Source organism: Ekhidna sp., from assembly GCF_963691765.1.
In the GTDB taxonomy this organism is placed as follows: Bacteria; Bacteroidota; Bacteroidia; order Cytophagales; family Cyclobacteriaceae; genus Ekhidna.
The window spans coordinates 2,316,697-2,335,312 of sequence record NZ_OY829375.1; the positions used below are offsets into that span (position 1 = coordinate 2,316,697).

At 38.0% G+C, this 18,616-nt stretch carries 16 protein-coding genes and 1 tRNA gene; 11 read left to right on the forward strand and 6 right to left on the reverse strand.

Annotated features, from left to right (window positions below; all coding sequences use genetic code 11):
* Positions 1 to 105: 105 nt before the first annotated feature.
* The 4 genes from ACY650_RS10470 to ACY650_RS10485 all read left to right on the forward strand — a co-directional run bounded on the left by ACY650_RS10470 (position 106) and on the right by ACY650_RS10485 (position 2,399).
* Positions 106 to 504 carry a hypothetical protein gene (locus ACY650_RS10470; protein WP_462247312.1) on the forward strand — a complete coding sequence of 133 codons (399 nt, stop codon included), beginning with the start codon at positions 106 to 108 and terminating at the stop codon, positions 502 to 504.
* Positions 501 to 1,895, forward strand: a complete 1,395-nt coding sequence (locus ACY650_RS10475) for a tetratricopeptide repeat protein (RefSeq protein ID WP_462254401.1) — start codon at positions 501 to 503, stop codon at positions 1,893 to 1,895. Before ACY650_RS10470 ends, ACY650_RS10475 begins: the two co-directional genes overlap by 4 nt.
* 20 nt (positions 1,896 to 1,915) lie before the next feature.
* Entirely contained in the window at positions 1,916 to 2,299 is a 384-nt protein-coding gene (locus ACY650_RS10480) for an acyl-CoA thioesterase (protein WP_462247314.1), read from the forward strand.
* A 26-nt stretch (positions 2,300 to 2,325) separates the two neighbouring features.
* A tRNA-Ala gene (locus tag ACY650_RS10485) sits at positions 2,326 to 2,399 on the forward strand.
* 100 nt (positions 2,400 to 2,499) lie between these two features.
* On the opposite strand, the gene ACY650_RS10490 is transcribed toward ACY650_RS10485, so the two are convergent.
* Positions 2,500 to 2,988, reverse strand: a complete 489-nt coding sequence (locus ACY650_RS10490; RefSeq protein WP_462247316.1) for a C40 family peptidase — start codon at positions 2,986 to 2,988, stop codon at positions 2,500 to 2,502.
* A 57-nt stretch (positions 2,989 to 3,045) separates the two neighbouring features.
* Positions 3,046 to 3,816, reverse strand: a complete 771-nt coding sequence (locus ACY650_RS10495) for a class I SAM-dependent methyltransferase (protein WP_462247318.1) — start codon at positions 3,814 to 3,816, stop codon at positions 3,046 to 3,048.
* Between the two features lie 76 nt (positions 3,817 to 3,892).
* Here ACY650_RS10495 and ACY650_RS10500 point away from each other — a divergent pair, with 76 nt between their 5' ends.
* Positions 3,893 to 5,026, forward strand: a complete 1,134-nt coding sequence (locus ACY650_RS10500; protein WP_462247320.1) for a GWxTD domain-containing protein — start codon at positions 3,893 to 3,895, stop codon at positions 5,024 to 5,026.
* 3 nt (positions 5,027 to 5,029) lie between these two features.
* Positions 5,030 to 5,770, forward strand: a complete 741-nt coding sequence (gene rlmB / locus ACY650_RS10505) for a 23S rRNA (guanosine(2251)-2'-O)-methyltransferase RlmB (RefSeq protein WP_462247321.1) — start codon at positions 5,030 to 5,032, stop codon at positions 5,768 to 5,770.
* Here rlmB and ACY650_RS10510 read toward each other — a convergent pair.
* Positions 5,767 to 6,843: a mannose-1-phosphate guanylyltransferase gene (locus ACY650_RS10510; protein ID WP_462247322.1), complete on the reverse strand. Its 1,077-nt coding sequence runs from the start codon at positions 6,841 to 6,843 to the stop codon at positions 5,767 to 5,769. The genes rlmB and ACY650_RS10510 overlap by 4 nt on opposite strands.
* Before the next feature lie 146 nt (positions 6,844 to 6,989).
* On the opposite strand from ACY650_RS10510, the gene recQ reads away from it, so the two are divergent.
* From recQ to ACY650_RS10530, 4 genes are all read left to right on the forward strand, one after another.
* The gene (gene recQ, locus ACY650_RS10515) at positions 6,990 to 9,188 is read left to right on the forward strand and encodes a DNA helicase RecQ (protein WP_462247323.1); all 2,199 of its coding nucleotides are present in this window, start codon (positions 6,990 to 6,992) and stop codon (positions 9,186 to 9,188) included.
* 75 nt (positions 9,189 to 9,263) lie between these two features.
* Entirely contained in the window at positions 9,264 to 10,544 is a 1,281-nt protein-coding gene (gene purD / locus ACY650_RS10520; RefSeq protein ID WP_462247325.1) for a phosphoribosylamine--glycine ligase, read from the forward strand.
* A 47-nt stretch (positions 10,545 to 10,591) separates the two neighbouring features.
* Positions 10,592 to 11,737, forward strand: a complete 1,146-nt coding sequence (locus ACY650_RS10525; RefSeq protein ID WP_462247326.1) for a PSP1 domain-containing protein — start codon at positions 10,592 to 10,594, stop codon at positions 11,735 to 11,737.
* Between the two features lies 1 nt (position 11,738).
* On the forward strand, positions 11,739 to 12,203 hold the full coding sequence (locus ACY650_RS10530) for a gliding motility lipoprotein GldH (RefSeq protein WP_462247328.1): 465 nt from the start codon (positions 11,739 to 11,741) through the stop codon (positions 12,201 to 12,203).
* Here ACY650_RS10530 and ACY650_RS10535 read toward each other — a convergent pair.
* Genes ACY650_RS10535 through ACY650_RS10545 form a run of 3 tightly spaced genes read right to left on the reverse strand, consistent with a single transcriptional unit; the run spans position 12,171 to position 17,265 of the window.
* A complete protein-coding gene (locus ACY650_RS10535; RefSeq protein ID WP_462247329.1) occupies positions 12,171 to 12,533 on the reverse strand; it encodes a hypothetical protein in 363 nt (120 codons plus the stop codon). The genes ACY650_RS10530 and ACY650_RS10535 overlap by 33 nt on opposite strands.
* Before the next feature lie 7 nt (positions 12,534 to 12,540).
* Positions 12,541 to 16,539, reverse strand: coding sequence for an AAA domain-containing protein (locus ACY650_RS10540; protein ID WP_462247331.1), 3,999 nt, complete (start codon positions 16,537 to 16,539; stop codon positions 12,541 to 12,543).
* 3 nt (positions 16,540 to 16,542) lie between these two features.
* On the reverse strand, positions 16,543 to 17,265 hold the full coding sequence (locus ACY650_RS10545; RefSeq protein ID WP_462247333.1) for a ComEA family DNA-binding protein: 723 nt from the start codon (positions 17,263 to 17,265) through the stop codon (positions 16,543 to 16,545).
* Between the two features lie 92 nt (positions 17,266 to 17,357).
* On the opposite strand from ACY650_RS10545, the gene hemA reads away from it, so the two are divergent.
* On the forward strand, positions 17,358 to 18,608 hold the full coding sequence (gene hemA, locus ACY650_RS10550) for a glutamyl-tRNA reductase (protein ID WP_462247334.1): 1,251 nt from the start codon (positions 17,358 to 17,360) through the stop codon (positions 18,606 to 18,608).
* Positions 18,609 to 18,616: the final 8 nt, after the last annotated feature.

Below are 18,616 nucleotides of genomic sequence, written 5' to 3' on the forward strand. Positions count from 1 at the left end.
TAATATTGAATCAAGATCATTTTTCAATTAAATTGTTATTCGCCTAAACAATTGGCCCTTTAAAAACTTTGATAAGTCATTATCAGTTTAGCAATTAATAAAAGTATGAGAAGGTTTTTCGTTGTTGTCTTTGCGTTGATTACAGTGCACCCGATGATTGCTCAGACTCCGGAAATAGATTCGCTTGTTGAGTTAACCAATTCTGATATTCCTCAAAAAGACAAGGTTGACATTTACAACAAGTTAGCATTTAAGTTCCTCGTTTTTGACTCAGTAAGTACTGCTAAATACGGTAGCGAAGCAATAAAGATTGCTTCAGAAATTGGATATACAGAAGGTGAGAGTGATGCCTATTATGCAATAGGATGGGTAACTAAAGTTTTTGGACATCATACAAAGGCGATTGAATTATTCAATAAAGTGCTCGAAGTATCGAGCAGATCTGACTATGTCAAAGGACTGGCCAATGGATACATGGTCTTGGCGATGTTAATAGGGCGATAGGTAACTATACAGAATCATTAGATCAATTTTTAAAGTCCCTAGACTATAGAATTCAACTTGGGGATACTGCCAGGATTGCATCAAGCTACAATAACATAGGCATCATATATTTTGTGCAAAAAGATTATGAGAAGGCTCTTGAATACTATATCAATGGTTTGGAGCTTAGGGAAAGAATCGGCGATCCTAGACAAATCGCTGTAAGCCTAAATAATGTCGGTATTGTTTACGTAGAAACACGTCAGTTTCATAAAGGTCTCGAATACTATGAAAAGTGTTTAGCAATTAATCAGCGGATCGGTGCACGAAGCGATGTGGCTAAAAACTATCATAATATTGGTGTTGTCTATGATCAGCTTGGCGAACATGACAAAGCGTTGAATTACTCTCAGGAAGCATTAAACATCTATAAAGAGCTTGGTGATAACGCTTCACAAACATATCCACTACTTGGTGTTGCTACTTCCCTGTATCTAATGGATAGATATCAGGAAGCTAAGACGTATGCACTCGAGGGAATTGAAAAATCAAGGCGTGCTAGTCTTTTATCTAATATGGAAAGTGGATATAGTTTGTTATCGAAAATTGAGAACAAGCTTGGTAATAATAGTCTTGCATTCGACGCATTGTTAATGAATAAAAAACTCTCCGATAGTTTGAAAAATATTGAGCAGACTAAAAGGTTGACATTGCTAGAAGCAGAGTACAAATTCAATAAGGAAAAGGATGCAATCGAGCTAGCAAATGAAAAGGAAAAGCTGGTATTGAGCGAGGAACTGAAAAGAGAGAAAATCATCAGATCAGCAGCTTTTGGAGGCACCATTATTCTCATGCTTGCCTTATTTATTCTCTACAGGTATTACAAGCTAAAAAAAGAGGCCAATACGACATTAGCTGAGAAAAATCAAAGGCTGAAAGAATTGAGAGAGAGTGAAAAGAAGTTGGCAGCTGATGCGCTTGCCTCTAAAGAAAGAGAGCTAGCCACCATGGCAATGGCATCTCATGAAAAAAATTCAATCCTTAAAAATATTGAAGAGAAAATTGGCGAGATAGAAGGGAATATGGATAGTGAGCATAAGCAAAAACTGAAGGTGATGAAAAGGACGATTTCTGATGGATACTCCTTAGATAAAAGTTGGGATAGCTTTATACATCGGTTTGAAGATGTGCATCCACAATTTTTTGATAACCTTAAGACCAATAACCCTTCTTTGACTACTGAAGACTTGAAGTTAAGTGCATATCTGAAAATCGGTATGACCAACAAGGAGATAGCCAACGTGACTCACCTTACCTTGGGCTCTGTAAAGAGCAAGGTCAATAGGTTAAAAAAGAAAATGGAAATGAGTCCAGATGACAGTGTTAGAGACTTCATGCTTCAATTTGTATAGTTCTTAAATGCAATAAATAAATGCAGGTCTTTGATAAACACATAACCGTAGTTGAAGATCATCTTGATTTTAACCATCATGTCAATAATTTGATCTATATGAAATGGGCACTTGATATTTCAAGAGAACATTGGTTAGAGAGAATTAACCCGGATATTGATGAGCGATATTTTTGGATGGTACGAACGCATCATGTTGAGTATAAGAAGCAAGCCTTTTTGGGAGATCAGGTCACAATCAAAACGTATGTTGAAGGATACCGTGGTCCCTTCTCGGATAGAATAGTTGAAATTTATAAAGAAGATGAACTTCTCGTGCAGGTAAAATCTAATTGGTGCCTAATTGAAAGAGAAACCCAAAAATTGAAACGTGTGCCCGATGAGATTCAAAATCTCTTTAAATAAACAATCAGATTATATTTGTCCACCTTGGGGCTATAGCTCAGTTGGCTAGAGCGCTACACTGGCAGTGTAGAGGTCGCCGGTTCGAGACCGGCTAGCTCCACTTTTTCTTCTACTTTTCAGCATTATTTTTTTCAAACTGTAATTTGCTTGAGAAGGTCGCCGTGCGGTTCGCCGCTCCGATCGAAACCGGCTAGCTCCACTTATTTTATTACTCGACGAAAGCTTTTCACGTTCTTTTTGTAGTAATCGCTAAGCAGATTGGACTCCACCACTCCGCGCGAGGAGGAGGCATGAATAAACAAAATTTTATCTTGACTTACATAGGTTATCATTCCGCTATGATACCATTTAGAGCCTTTTTTCTTGAACTTGAAGTAGACCAAATCTCCTTTCCTTAGACCATCCCATCCTCTCTTTTTACCAACTTTTGACTGTTCTTTTGCAGTGCGCGGAAGCTTGATTCCAATTGTATTATAGGAGTTTTTTATTAACCCTGAGCAGTCTATCCCAGCTTTAGTATTACCTCCCCATTTGTAAGGAGTGCCAATGTAGGTTCTGCCCGTAGCAATCACTGTTTCAATATTCTGATTGCGCTTCTTTTTTTTTCGTTGCGCCTCAGTTGTAAAAACTAATCCGATTAGAAAAAACAAGACAATGGATAATCGTATGTATTTAATGTATTTATTCACTTCGAAATTTTACGATTTGAATTTTTACTTGGTTAATCAATTTTTATGCCTGCCTTACTATTTTGTCAAAATACAGAATAAATCAAGATTGCCATCATCTTGTTTTTTTAAACTGAAGTCATCGATTGTGATTGATTTTACTAACTCGTCATCCGTGTCATTTAGCTTATTCCTATTTATTCTGTTCAAGAGATCATAAGGAATTCGCAAAATGCTTGCAGGTAGTCTATGCTGCAAGTTTAAGATATCGAAACGCATGATTTTATTAACCGATTCTCTGTTGCGTTCATGATACTCAAGCACTTTATCGTCGCCCGCAATACCATTCATTTCTACATTCTCAAAATACTTTTTACACATTGAGGTCAGTTCATCTCCCGTATATTCTCGTTCATGCCAGGGATTTCTAGAAAGGGTCATTTTGATATTTGGAGTAGTAATTAGCGCCTTACCACCTGGTTTCAAAACCCTGTGAATCTCCTTAACAAATCCTTCATCATCTTTTACATGTTCGATCACTTGAAAAGTGACAATCGTATCAAAGGAATTATCCTCAAAGGGAAATGGCGGAAATACGCCACTCATAAATTTGTAATCTGAATATTTCTTTTCGAGTGTTTCAATTACTGATTTGATCTTATCGATTCCTACATACGAATTGGCAAGAGGAGCTAAGAGCTCCACACCACGACCTTCTCCGCATCCCAACTCTAAAAGATCTCCATTAATGAAAGGCTTGGCTTGATGGTAGGCAGATAGCAACCGCTGGTGAATTACATTGTCGGATGGGATTTTATCAGACGCAATTTCTGTAGTGTATACACTCATTAGATTAAAGGTATGTCGTACGATTTTTGTTTAAAGAGCACAAAGAAAATCAATTATATAGCTAATTTGGATATCTATGAGAACAGGTCGACTTTTATTGAGTGTAATTGTGGTCTTAATCACATTTTCTGCAAACGCAATAAACTTTTCAAGAGTTAATATAGCATGGCAGTATAACCTCAATTTCAATGTAAAGATGGCGCATAGAGTTGTCAATACCGATGATGGTATTGTTGTCTTTCTACGTGTGTCATCAGACTCTTTGTCAAATTGGAATTATGAATTCTTAGTTCAAAATGGATATGAATCTGAATCTCATCGAAGGATAACACCTCAAATCGATACGCTTAAAAATGAAAGCGATGAGATGTTTTTGAAATTAATGTTGCGTGATGTTGAGGAAAACCTTTTGGTAGTCAAATTCTCCAAACCAGAGAAATTCTATTTCTATGATGCATCGCTTAAAATTGGAAGTCTGTCCTTTCCATCAATATATCCCGTGGATGAAGAAGGCTTACCCATTCTCGAGAATTATATCAACAGATCAGGCTTTAGTTGGGAAGGAAACGATTCTTTTCTTGCATCACAATACCCCGAGGTTTTCCAGCCAGCAGATCCGCCTATGGCAGATATGAAACCATTGGTTCCTCAAGTTGATATGGATACTGCTTTTGTCTACACCAACGGAGGAGAGTTTCTTGTGAATAAATTTTACACACTATTAAAAGATTCCTCTGCCTCTCTGGGGGTTACTACACTGCGAGTAGCACCGTATTTCCCAAAGTATCGTCAACTTGGAGAATTGGTAGAAGCGATGCTGTATCTGACAAGCGAACAGGAGCGGAAAGAAATGTTGAAATCTAAGAGTCCCAAGCAGTCTTTTGATTCATTTTGGATGAATACCTACTCTACAAAATCATTGGCCAGGAATGCAATTCGTGGATATTACAACCTTGTCGAACAAGCCAATTTATTGTATACGAATTTTAAACCCGGTTGGAAAACCGACAGAGGGATGATGTATATCGTCTATGGACGTCCCAGTGAAGTGTATAGAACTGGAAATTCAGAAGAATGGTATTATGATAGTGGGACTGCCTTTGAGTTCACAGTAATCTCGACTTTTTTTGCACCCAAAACTTTTACCTTGCGTCGAAATAGAGAATTCGAAGAGCAATGGTACAACCAAATAGCGGCTATCCGTCGTTGATAGATGAATAAAAAATCTGATATAATTTATGGCATCAGAACAGTAATTGAGGCCGTTAAATCTGGACAGCATTTAGAGCGAGTATTTATCCAAAAGAGCTTAAAAGGAGATCTCTATAAAGAATTGATGCAAGCCTTGCATCAGAGTTCAACTCCAATCTCCAAAGTACCTTCAGAACGAATAAATAAGTTCACAAAAAAAAATCATCAAGGAGTAGTAGCTCTCATTTCACCCATTCAATATCACTCTCTAGAACATTTGGTGCCGCGCCTGTTCGAAGAGGGTAAAAACCCATTGATATTAGTGCTCGACGAAATCACAGATATCAGGAATTTTGGAGCTATTGGCAGGACTGCCGAGTGTTTAGGAGTCCATGGACTCGTGATACCTTCAAGAGGAGGAGCTCAAGTAAATGAAGATGCTGTGAAAACGTCTGCCGGTGCATTTAATTACCTGCCTGTTTGTAGAGAAAAGAGTCTTCTGGATGCCGTTCGATATTTGCAAGAGTCCGGAGTTAATATTGTCTGCTGTTCAGAAAAAACTGATAATTCGCTGGATCAGATAAACTTCACAGTGCCAACAGCTATAATTATGGGGTCGGAAGAACGCGGTATCTCAGACGAAATGATCGACATGTCAAATGAAATTGCTAAAGTTCCTATGTCAGGTTCAATAGAATCGCTCAACGTAGGTGTGGCAGCAGGTATGGCACTTTATGAAGTACAGCGCCAACGAAAAGTTTAGATGAATTTTTCTCCCTTCTCAGATTTTACATCTGTGATGAATTCTCGGAAAATAGAGGAATCTTCCTTTTTGCAAATTAGTAGTACGTCATCAAAGTCAGCTATTAGAAAACCTTCACAGCCTTGAGCAACAATGACTTTCTCTTTTTTGCCTTTGATATAGTTGTTCTTAGAATCATAAGTGATTACTGAGCCTTCTATGACATTGTCATCCTCATTTTTGTCCTTTATTTCATGTAATGCATTCCATGAACCTAAATCCGACCATCCGAAATCTCCCGGAACTACATAAACATTTTCTGCTTTTTCCATGATCGCATAATCAATGGAAATATTCTTGCATTGACTGTAAGCATCTTTAATAAAAGCACGCTCGTTATCTGTAAAGTACTTATTTAGCCCTGAAGCAAAAATTCCCGCAATTTCTTCATCATGTTTTTCAAATGCCTTGATGATAGAATCAATACTCCAAATAAATATTCCTGAATTCCACAAAAAATCGCCACTCTCAATGAACTTTGCAGCAAGGTCAGCTTTTGGTTTTTCTGTGAATGTTTTAACCTTCTTTACTGCAACTCCTGGATCACTGATATATTGAATGTATCCATACCCGGTTTCAGGACGATTTGGTCGGATGCCAATAGTCAAGAGCTTTTCTTCGTTTGATGCACTATCTACTGCCGTTGATATAACATTTTGAAAATCTTTTTCTTTAAAGATTGCGTGATCTGAAGGACTTACAACTAAAACAGCATTTGGGTCCTTTTTTAAAATTTTATAAGAGGCATAAGCAATACATGGAGCTGTATTTCTTTTTTCAGTTTCTAATAAAATCTGATCTTTCCCAATTTCTGGTAGCTGTTCGCTAATATGTCCTTCATACTTCTCATTGGAAACTACCCAAATCTTATCAGGTGTCGTGATCTCCATAAATCGGTCAAATGTCATCTGTAGCAACGATCTCCCTGTCCCTAAGACATCTAAAAATTGCTTAGGTTTTGCATCTCGGCTGTATGGCCAAAATCTTGTTCCGCTACCGCCAGCCATAATCACTACATAAATATTTGTACTCATAAGATTTTGTGAGAAATTCGCATTATAAATAACTGTCGTAAATATAGTTCAATCCGCCAGCGTTATAGGAACGCACAACATCCATGAGGACAATTTGTTTGCGATCATGGTTTTGATTAACTTTTTACTTTACATCAATCTGGGAGATGGAGACAACTGCTGAAGTGGGTCTTAAGGAGAGCCTCAAACGGGTATTTGGATATGACAAATTCAGGGGCAAGCAAGAGGATATAATTACAAATATTCTTGATAGACAAAATACGTTCGTAATTATGCCAACTGGGGCTGGTAAATCATTATGCTATCAGTTACCTGCAATTGTGCAAGATGGCACAGCAATTGTGATTTCTCCGCTCATTGCCCTGATGAAAAATCAGGTTGATCAAATGAATGCAGTAGGCATACATGCACGATTTCTAAATTCGACACTTACAAAGTCAGAAAGCAATAAGGTGAAAAAAGACACCATTTCTGGATCAGTAAAATTGCTGTATGTCGCACCTGAATCTTTGACGAAAGAAGAAAATGTTGAATTCCTGAAACAAGCCACAATTTCATTTGTAGCCATTGATGAAGCACACTGTATTTCTGAATGGGGACACGATTTCAGGCCAGAATACAGACGTATAAAAGATATTATTGGAAAACTAGGTGACATTCCAATGATTGCTTTGACAGCCACTGCTACTCCTAAAGTGCAGCTCGATATCCAAAAAAACCTTTCAATGGATGGAGCGCAGTTGTTTAAATCGTCATTTAATAGAACCAACCTTTATTATGAAGTAAGGCCTAAGCAAAATGCGAAAAAACAGCTCATAAAGTTTATAAAAAACCATAAAGGTGCAAGTGGAATCATTTACTGCTTAAGTAGAAAGAAGGTAGAAGAGATTGCTGAATTTTTAAAAGTAAACGATATCAATGCAGCTCCATATCATGCTGGAATGGAGGCTAAGGAGCGAATGAAAAATCAGGATGGATTTCTGAATGAAGATGTAGATGTAATAGTGGCAACAATAGCTTTCGGAATGGGTATTGATAAGCCTGATGTTCGATTTGTGGTACACTATGATGCTCCTAAATCAATAGAAGGATATTATCAAGAGACAGGTAGAGCTGGGCGAGACGGTATCAATAGTGACTGTCTTATGTTCTATTCATACAATGATATCCTCAAGCTTGAAAAATTCAACAAGGATAAGGCCGTCACTGAAAGAGAAAATGCAAGATTTCTCCTAGAGGAAATGGCTTCTTATGCTGATTCTGCAGTTTGTAGACGAAAACAATTACTTCATTACTTTGGTGAAGAGTACATAGAAAGTGATGAAACGTGCCGTGGGATGTGCGATAATTGTAGATTTCCAAAAGAAAGGTTTGAAGGAAAAGAAATTATAGTACTTGTAATAAAAGCTGTTATTCAAACCAATGAACGTTTTGATATCAATCACTTGGCGTCTCTTCTGCTTGGAAAGGTTACCCAACATGTGCGGAGTTACGATCATGACAAATTGGACGTCTTTGGCAAGGGGTCAGCGATTAGTGAAGATGAGAACTTTTGGCGATCGGTAATTCGACAAACCTTGCTGCATGAATTTTTGAAGAAAGACATTGAAAATCCAGCGGTTTTTAAAGTATCAGAAAAAGGAAACAAATTCTTAGAATCTCCGGAGTCTCATATGCTTACTAAAGATCATGAGCACACTGCTGATGGAGATGATGAAGATGAAATGGATAAGGCTCCAGTTAATGTTAGTGCTTATGACAAAACGCTTTTTGGGATGCTCAAAAAGCTGCGAAAAGATATTGCTCACCAGGAAGATATACCTCCATATGTGATTTTTAGTGATCCTTCGATGGAGGAGATGTGTACGGTTTATCCAACCACAATGGATGACCTAAAGCAAATTGTCGGAGTGGGAGAAAGTAAAGCCAAGAAGTTTGGTGAGCCTTTTCTTCAGATGATTGAAGAATACATCGAGGAGCATGACATAATCACTGCATCTGATGTATTGATTAAAACTTCTGGAACTAAGTCCAAGAATAAAATATATATCATCCAGCACATCGATCAAAAGATGGACTTCGAAGATATCGCTGAGGCTCGAGGGATGAAGTATGAAGATGTAATTGCAGAGGTTGAAAACATTTGTTACTCCGGCACTAAACTCAACATAGATTATTATATCGATCAATTATTGGATGACGATAGACAAGACGATATTTACGATTACTTCCTAAATGCTGAAACCGATGAATTAGTAGTTGCCATGGAAGAGTTGGGAGAGTATTATTCAGAAGACGAGGTCCGACTAATGAGGGTAAAATTCATGTCAGAATATGCTCACTAATTAACCCTAATTATTCTCTTTGAAATAACAACGAATACCAAGAACTTAGCCACCAATTTCAAAAAACCATAACCTATGAACATTTTAATCCTCGGGTCAGGCGGAAGAGAGCATGCCATAGCTTGGAAGGTAAAGCAAAGTCCTAAATGTGGTGAAATATTTATTGCGCCAGGCAATGGAGGAACGGATAAGGTAGGGACCAACCTAGATATAGATCCTAAAAATTTTGAGAAAGTCGAGGAAGCCTTAAAAGAGTATAGCATTGAAATGCTTATCGTAGGACCTGAAGACCCACTTGTAAATGGTATTGTTGATCATCTGAGGAAGAACAAAGCCTTTAAAAAGTTGATGATAATTGGACCTACTGCCAAAGGTGCAATGTTGGAGGGGAGCAAAGAATATGCAAAGGAATTTATGAAGAAACATAAGATTCCTACCGCTGAGGCAAGGACGGTTACCAAAGAAAATTTAGAAGAAACCATTAAATATATGGAGCGACTAGATCCTCCATATGTTTTGAAGGCTGATGGGCTAGCCGGAGGTAAAGGTGTTATCATAACCGAGGAATTAGAAGAAGCCAGAAAGTCACTTAGAGAACTGATTGATGGGAAATTCGGTGCAGCGAGTGAAAAGGTTCTGCTTGAACAGTTTCTGAAAGGAATTGAAGTATCGTTCTTTGTGGTAACTGATGGGAAAGATTATCGAATCTTACCAGAGGCCAAAGATTACAAACGTATTGGAGAACGAGATACAGGATTGAATACAGGAGGAATGGGCGCCGTATCACCAGTGCTATTTGCCGATCGAGCGTTTAAAGAAAAAGTAAATAAGACCATCATTAAGCCTACCGTTGAAGGTCTTAAGAAAGAGAAAATCGACTACTGCGGGTTCATATTTTTTGGTCTAATAAATGTTGGTGGAGATCCTTATGTTATAGAGTATAACGTGCGAATGGGCGATCCCGAAACGGAGGTTGTGCTTCCAAGAATAAAAACTGACTTTCTTGAATTATTGATTGCAGCTGCCAATAAAGATTTGATTGATACAGAAATAGAATATGAAAGATTTACAGCATCAACAGTGATGTATGTAAGCCGAGGATACCCTGAATTCTATGAAAAAGGCCATGAGATTACGATTGGCAATATCAATACGGTTTTACCATTCCATGCTGGAACCAAAAAGCAAGATGGCAAGCTGATTACGAATGGAGGTAGAGTTATAGCACTAACAGGACTCGGTAAAAATTTAGGGGAGGCTTTAAGTAAATCATATGCTGGAGGTCAAGAAGTTAACTGGGAAGGTAAAAGATTTAGAGAAGATATCGGTTTTGATCTCAAAGAATTAGGTCAATAGAATTTTAAGTTCACTTTCCTTGAAGATATCCATTAGATTACAGAAATATGGGATGTGCAAGTTGTGGTACTAGTGGTTCGGCCGGATGCAAGAATAACGGCCATTGCAGCTCAGGCGGGTGCAATAAACTCAATGTCTTTGATTGGCTTTCTAATATGGATGTTCCTGCAATGCATCGATTTGATGTCGTTGAGGTTCGATTTAAAAATGGAAGAAAAGAATTCTTTCGAAATACTAAAAAAATAGATGTTGTCACCGGAGATCCCATTGTCGTTGACGTACCAAATGGTCATCACATTGGATATATCTCCTTGATGGGGGAGTTGGTAAGGCTCCAAATGAATAAGAAGGGTGTAAAAGATGATGACGTACGCGACATCTATCGTAAAGCTTCTTCAAGGGATATGGAGAGATGGGAAGAGGCTCGAAATCGCGAGGAATCGGTCATGTATCGCACCAAAGAAATCATCCAAAACACCAAATTGGAAATGAAGCTTACCGATGTAGAGTTTCAGGCCGATGGCACGAAAGCCACCTTCTTTTATTCTGCTGATGGTAGAGTAGATTTTAGAGAATTAATTAAAACACTAGCTGGAGAATTCAAGATCCGAGTAGAAATGCGTCAAATCAGCGTCAGGCAAGAAGCTGGACGTATTGGTGGACTTGGAGTTTGCGGAAGAGAGTTGTGTTGTTCAACGTGGCTCACAAACTTTAAAAACGTTACCACTTCAGCAGCTAGATATCAAAACTTATCTCTGAATCCTAGTAAGCTTTCTGGACAATGCGGGAGACTCAAATGCTGTCTCAACTATGAGCTTGATACCTACATGGAAGCTCTTGAAGATATCCCGGAAGTGGAAGCTCCCTTGAAAACGCAACGTGGAAGCGCGAAGCTACAAAAGACAGATATTTTCCGAAAAATCATGTGGTTCGGGTATGACGATGATAACAACTGGCATGCGGTAGGTGTCAGTAGAGTAAAAGAAATTCAAGCACTCAATAATAAAGGCAAAAAACCTGCCTCACTTGCTGAAAATGAAGTTGAATCAGATCCTGTGGATACTTCATCTATCAATAGCGACTTAGAAGCTATGGATAGGAAATTCAGTGGGAAAAGCAATAAGAAGAAAAAGAAAAAACGAAATAAGTTTCGTGGAAAAAAAACGCAGAACAAAAAGACCGAGAACTCCTGATATGAGATATTTAATATTATTCTTATCTGTAGTTGTATTTACTTCATGCGATTCAAATAGAGTTTATGAAGATTTCAATGACATGGAAGAGGCGTTTTGGCATTTAGATTCGGTACAAACATTTAAGTTCGATATACTGGATGCGGAAAAGTCTTACAATTTGAAAGCATCTTTTCGTAATGCATCATCCTACCCGTTTTATAACCTTTATTTTCAATATACACTCTCGGATTCTACCGGCACTGTTTTGAAACAACAACTGAAACAAGTGAATTTGTTTGATCCAAAAACAGGGGAGCCATTTGGAAGTGGCCTTGGCGATCTCTTCGATCATTCATTTCCCCTTGAAGAAAACTACAAGTTCGATAGTCCTGGATCATATTCGTTGTCTTTTGAACAATATATGCGCAGAGACACACTGCCATTTATTATGTCAGTCGGAGCCAGAGTCGAATTCTCGGAGTGATTTAGGCCCTTGTTTCATCTTGGTATCTAGCTCCAAGCTTATGCTATTTATTATGTCTTTGTATCGTTGATAGAAATGTAAAGAGCCTATAAAGCCAGTGCATAGCACATAAGTAAACCACACACCCTTTTGATTCGAGCTCAATTCATCATTTCTAATGATAAAAGAGCTTAATAATACCATTGGAATGATGTATGATAGTCCAAGGATGAGACCAATTACAATTGGGTCATTCTCATATTTGCCAAAACCCAACCAGGCTATTATGAATGTTAAAAAGACTAAGGCGTTTATGAGTAAAATAAGTAAAATGATTTGATGCTTTTTCATGCTAGGATCAATTATTGGCAAACAAAAACTTTCTCATCTTCTCTTTGGTCGCTTCAGGATCAATCCAAAATTCACGACTATGGAATCGCTCATGAGGCCAATTTTTCATGATTAGGTGAAAATGCTGAAAAGCGTATATCTGTTTCGGAGAGAGTGCTTGATAGTATCGTTCATCATCAGTAAGAATCAAGCCAGTATATGTCTTGTTCTTCTTCACAGATAGATCTGCAAAAGGGAGTTCTTTAGCTAGTTTAAATCCTTCAAATTCATGAAATGCTTTTTCTTGAATACGGTTTCTTAAAAACCAGTCAACGTGATGTTCGTCAAACTCTGGAATATGCGGTTTCCATTTTCCAATACTTACCTCCCAGGCATATTCAAGATATTTTTTCAATAGCTTGGGGCCTTCATTCTTGGTGTCTTCGGTCTTAAGCAATTGCGGTAAGATGCTACTAACTATCAGTACCTTTTCTCTTGCTCTTGTAACTGCAACATTTAGCCTGTTTTCTCCCCCTTGGGCGTTTAGGCTACCAAACTGAAGTTTTATTTTACCTTTTTTGTCTGGTGCATATCCAACGCTAAAAATGATGATATCACGCTCATCTCCTTGAACATTTTCAATGTTTTTGACGAAAAGAGAATCAGGTATAAGGATGTTTTTTTCACTGGATTTATCTTCCAATAAATCCAAAATTAAGCCTTGTTGCTTGTAGTTGAATGTTACAATCCCTACTTCTTTTTCGGGGCTTTTCTTTATCAAGTTCAACGCTCGATCCACTACCTCAATGGCTTCTATCTCATTTACACCGTCATCCCAGATGCCCTGAGCTTGGATGTATTCAATAGCAGGCTCTTTGGTATTGACATAGTCATAATCTGGAAGTAGACGAAGCTTACCTTTATAAAAATGCTGATTTGAAAAGTCTATTAGCTCTAATGACTTGCTTCGGTAATGTCCCGATAAACTGACTTCAGGCAGATAGTGTTTTGTAAGATCTAAGAGTGAATCAATGGCGAGCTCTGGTGTGCTATCGTCATCCTCTTCCCACCGAACTCGGTAGAGGTCGCTTGGCTGCAGCTGAATGCTATCACCAGTGACTACAATTTGCCTGCCTCTATACATTGCTGGGATACCACGTTCTGCAAAACATTGTGAGGCTTCGTCAAAAATGACAAGGTCAAAGTTTTCTCGCATTGGAAAAATAGCAGATGCGCTCTCAGGTGAGCACATCCAGCATGGTAATAGCGTGAAGAGCTCATCAGAAAATTCTGAAATGACCTTTCTGATCGGCCATATCCTCCTTTTTTTAGTCACTTGATGTTGAAGATCTCGATAGGTAACTCTATTCTTTAACCGATTGTATTCAATGTTTTCATATGTCTTCTCTCGGGATTTCAGCAACAAGATTTCCTTGCTGGCCTGTCTCTTAGCTTCAATTTGGTCACGAAGCTCTGAGGTTAACGAATCAAGTTTTCCAGATGAAACGTTTCTTAAATCAGGGTATTTAGATTCAATATGATCTATCCATGCTAAAGACAGACTGTTTCTGAATAGCTCTAAACTCTCCTCAATCGAAGAAGAATTGCTACTGGTTATCTCATCCAGAACTTTAACTTCTTCCGATGTAAGACTTGACTTCAGCTTGTGGTATTCACAAATGGCATCAAAGTCCTTTTTAAGAAGTTTTTCTAGTCGGTGAGGGTCTTCTTTTTTGAGGATAATCGCTCTGATCTGATGAACATTGATATACCTACCCCAAAGTGCTAGTTGTTGTGGAACCTTTTGAGCTAATGTTACAAGTTGCTCCAGTCTCTTATGATAATTTTTATGCTCTAGCTTACCGATCGCTAGATATTCGTTTAGCGATCGAATGGTTTGCGCGACAGCGAACATATTTAGCCCCATCTTTTGCCAATAGAACCAATCTTGTAAATCGATTTTTCGAAAGCTGGAGGGAAAGTTGTGAAGCCAGGAATTATCTTGAATCAGCGATACGGAATGTTCAAAATTTAATCTATTGTCAATCCGAGCTACCAGAAGATTGAATCCACGTTTGTTGCTTTTAAGATCATTAGCAACCATGACTCTTTTCAAAAAGGTCTTTTCTTTTGAAAAAAGCCTCCATTTTATCCAACTAAATGGATTCTTACGAGCACGCATCGCGGACCGTAAAACCTCTTGGAACCTACCCAGGTTTTCAGACTTTAGTGTGCTCTCGAGTCCTTCTCCTCTGAAGCAAGCCATCATGGTTCTTTCCGTTTGAGAAAGCCAATTTAGGTCTTTGGTTGGCTTGTCCGCATGCAGTTGCTGATATACTTTATAAACAACAGACTCTTTCAGCCCTTCAACAAGCTCTAGCAGTTCGGGAAGTTTGTTGGATAAGTATTCGCCAGTTTCAAAATCTATAGGCTGTGAGCAGAATTCTTTCGAATTTCCAACGAGCATCTCATTGAATGCAGGTACCTCATAAAGAACCTTCTTCAGTTCTAATAGATCTTTCGTATTGAATTTTGCGAAAGAGGGGCCTTTTGCCCAAAAATGAGTTCGCTTTTCGAACTTATCAAAGTACCCCAGGAAGTCAGTAAACTTTCTTAGAATACCAGTTAAATCACCGAAATGAAAAGATCGATATTCCAGATTCATACTAAAGCTAGGCGAATCAGGACTACTTGTTAGGTATAGTTCCTTCGCTGATTTACCGCATTCAGTTTCATCAAAAAGTGCCTCTCTAAATTCTTGTAATTCTTCAACAATCTGATCGATTCGCCGACTTGCCTGAAGAAATCCACGCTCTAGCTGTATTGCATCAAGACTGTTGTTCTTTTTTTCATAAACTTCAACCGACTCAATCTGTTGGTCGATTTGTTCATAGATAGGCTTTCTGTCATTTTTAAAATCATGAACAAGAGCAACAAAGTCATGCATTTCTTTTTCTTCCAATCGTTCATAAACAACATCCAGTGCAGCTTTCTTTTGACAGACCAGCAAAACATTTTTTCCTCTTGCAATGAAGTCACAAATGAGGTTGCTAATAAGCTGAGATTTACCAGTGCCAGGAGGGCCTTGGACTACAAGCGAGTTGCCCTTTTTTACCTCTTTTAATGCATGCTCTTGATATGCATCCAGTGGGAAAGGAGTAAATGTATTTTCTTCATTTACTCGATCGAATAGAGCCAGCTGATTTTCGTTCTCCTTCTTTACTTTTTTTACAAAAAATTCCTCTAAATCCGTGTCTTCTTGATCTTCAAGAAGCTTTACATAATCAGGCACAAGGTAAGATCCTGATTGAGGAAATATGCCTAGTACTGCTTGGGGAAACATTTTTAGCGACCCTGTACTTTCTCCTGATTCAAGCTGAGATTTTTTTAGATCGGTAAATGGCTTTAATTCATCCGCAAAATTTTCTTGATTAAAGTTTAATTCGACGCCACTTTTCTTAAGGAGTTCATAAAGTTGTGTTCTAAATACTGTTGAATCACGGTCATAGTCGTCTATTACAGTTTCAATCAACTCCTCATCCAATGCTATTTGATTGTAGTATGAATACGCCAGAAGAAAAGTCTTGTTAAGGGTGATATTCACATCATCTCTTCTTGACAAGAACCAGTCATTTCCTTCTTTTTCTATTGCTACTGGAAAAAACATCAACGGACACCTCACTGGTGTTTCGTCATTAAATTTTCCTTTGATAAATGGCCAGCCTACATATAAGTCTTTTGCCCCTCGTTCTTCGAATATGAATTTTTCAATTCGCTTAATTTTTTTGAGCCTTTTGCTTAGCTCGTTGGCAGATTTACTGCGGCTATCCACCTCACTGCATAAGGGTATTCTCTGTTTTTGTTCAATCAGATTCTTGATTATTTCAAAGCTTGCTTCATTCTCTGCATAGTCAAAATCATGAATGTCAATAAACTGATCCTTGAGCAGTCGTAATAGAAGTAATGATCTGTTGTTGCCAGATAGATTGCTTAACCTTCGTAGATATGACTTGAGAATTTTTTGCATGCCTTATTTCAAATATGGCTTTAATCTCAAGAAAGAACTGTCATCTATGGCTTTTATTTTCTTAAGGTCATCTAAAGAATCTATATCTCCATGCTGCTTGCGATAATTAATTATTACGCGAGCCATATCATACGATATGTAAGGATGTTTTGCCAGTACTTTAATTGAATCTTGATTGAGGTTAATGGTTTTAACTTCTGACTCAATACTAAATCTTTGAAGAAGTTTGAAAATTGTTTCGTTGGGTAATCCATATACTTCTTTCAACTGAATAGTATCGGCAAATCCACCGAGCAAGTCCCTGTATTTAATAATCCTTTCGGAAAATTTAGGGCCAATTCCCTTAACAAGCTGCAATTCTTCAGCAGTAGCTACATTAAGATCCAGAGGCTTTACTTCTATTTTTTTTACTGAATTGGCCTCTAAAGAGGCAATTTTCACGGGTATTTCATCAACCTCCTTTTTTCTTCCGTAGATATTAACCGCTTGTTTATCGAAGGTTTTAGTTGATTTCTCTTTTAGTGAAATACGCGAAGCAACCGTTTTTGCCCATTCGCTCGTTATGGTATCGGCTGCTATGGTTGGCTGGTTCCTTAAATAGGAAATACGTGCTTTTGAACCAATGAGCACAATTGAAATGATTAAAATCAGTACCAACGTACCTCTTGATTCAGTTTTTGTGAAGCTGAGTCCTTGCGAGATTACGTTGATAAGGTATTTCAACATTATTTAAAACGATTCTAAATAAGAAATAGCTGATTTTTATCACAACCAATATACGCAAGCTGCTGTTATTTTTGCGATCGGATTAGAATTGAATGGAAGGATTTAGAGCTTTAGGATTGTCTTATAAAACCGCACCACTTGAAGTGCGTGAGAAAGTGACATTTAATGATGTTGAAGCAAGTCAATTTATGACTAAGCTAAAAGAGACATTATCTATTGAAGAAGCACTTTTGGTTTCTACTTGCAATAGGACTGAATTCTATTACAATTCAAACACAGATATTGATAATGAAGTATTGAGTGTAATTGCTTCTTTCAAAGCAATTTCTTCTGAGGAATTAATGAAGTACTTCAACTTCTACAAAGACGAAGAAGCAGCTAAACACTTGTTCAATGTATCTCTCGGTTTAGAATCTCAAGTATTGGGTGATATTCAGATAAGCAATCAGGTAAAACGAGCATATCAGCAAAGTGCTGACCTTGAACTTGCCGGACCTCATTTGCACAGACTGATGCACACTATATTCTTTGCAAACAAAAGAGTAGTTCAAGAAACAAGACTTCAAGATGGAACAGCTTCAGTAGCATCTGTTGCGGTTGATCTTATCAAAGGGTTTGTTGGAAATATTGAAGATCCTCGAATAGCCTTAGTTGGTTTAGGGGAAATTGGGCAAAATGTGCTTGAAAATCTTGACGGGATTGAAGCATCAATAACATTGGTAAATCGGACAAAGTCTAAAGCCGAAAAATTAGCCGATGGAAAAAATATTAAAGTCCTTGAGCTTTCGGACTTGAATCAAGCATTGTCAGAAAATGATGTGATCATTTCTGCAGTTTCTACCGCATCTCCAATTATATCTGCATCAAACTTTGGAGAAGGAGTTTTGCATAAGTTGCTCATCGACTTATCTGTGCCTCGTAGTATGAGTGATGATTTGGATACGGTTCCAGGTATTTCTCTTTACAACGTTGATCAGCTTTCAGAACGAACTGAAAAAGCAAGAAAGTTAAGAGAGCAAGCCATACCAAGTGCTCAAGAAATTGTCGAAGAAGAACTATTGGGATTCAATAGCTGGAAAAGTGAGATGGGCGTATCTCCTACGATTCAAAGACTGAAGAGTACACTTGATCAAATTCGAAAAGAAGAACTGGCTAGACATAAGAAATTGTCAGATAAGGAGATGGAGCTTCTAGAAGTAGTGACGAAGAGCATGATTCAAAAAGTCATTAAGTTGCCAGTGCTCCAACTTAAAGCTGCGTGCAAGCGAGGCGAAGCAGAGACACTTGTAGGTGTGCTAAATGACCTATTTAATCTCGAGTCCGAGGAAGTAGAAAAAAAATAGTCCCGCAT

Coding starts and splice junctions, on each gene's coding strand:
- rlmB (WP_462247321.1), top strand. CDS start 5,030: ATGAATAAAAAATCTGATATAATTTATGGCATCAGAACAGTAATTGAG.
- ACY650_RS10480 (WP_462247314.1), top strand. CDS start 1,916: ATGCAGGTCTTTGATAAACACATAACCGTAGTTGAAGATCATCTTGAT.
- purD (WP_462247325.1), top strand. CDS start 9,264: ATGAACATTTTAATCCTCGGGTCAGGCGGAAGAGAGCATGCCATAGCT.
- ACY650_RS10525 (WP_462247326.1), top strand. CDS start 10,592: ATGGGATGTGCAAGTTGTGGTACTAGTGGTTCGGCCGGATGCAAGAAT.
- ACY650_RS10470 (WP_462247312.1), top strand. CDS start 106: ATGAGAAGGTTTTTCGTTGTTGTCTTTGCGTTGATTACAGTGCACCCG.
- ACY650_RS10535 (WP_462247329.1), bottom strand. CDS start 12,533: ATGAAAAAGCATCAAATCATTTTACTTATTTTACTCATAAACGCCTTA.
- recQ (WP_462247323.1), top strand. CDS start 6,990: ATGGAGACAACTGCTGAAGTGGGTCTTAAGGAGAGCCTCAAACGGGTA.
- ACY650_RS10510 (WP_462247322.1), bottom strand. CDS start 6,843: ATGAGTACAAATATTTATGTAGTGATTATGGCTGGCGGTAGCGGAACA.
- ACY650_RS10495 (WP_462247318.1), bottom strand. CDS start 3,816: ATGAGTGTATACACTACAGAAATTGCGTCTGATAAAATCCCATCCGAC.
- ACY650_RS10530 (WP_462247328.1), top strand. CDS start 11,739: ATGAGATATTTAATATTATTCTTATCTGTAGTTGTATTTACTTCATGC.
- hemA (WP_462247334.1), top strand. CDS start 17,358: ATGGAAGGATTTAGAGCTTTAGGATTGTCTTATAAAACCGCACCACTT.
- ACY650_RS10545 (WP_462247333.1), bottom strand. CDS start 17,265: ATGTTGAAATACCTTATCAACGTAATCTCGCAAGGACTCAGCTTCACA.
- ACY650_RS10540 (WP_462247331.1), bottom strand. CDS start 16,539: ATGCAAAAAATTCTCAAGTCATATCTACGAAGGTTAAGCAATCTATCT.
- ACY650_RS10500 (WP_462247320.1), top strand. CDS start 3,893: ATGAGAACAGGTCGACTTTTATTGAGTGTAATTGTGGTCTTAATCACA.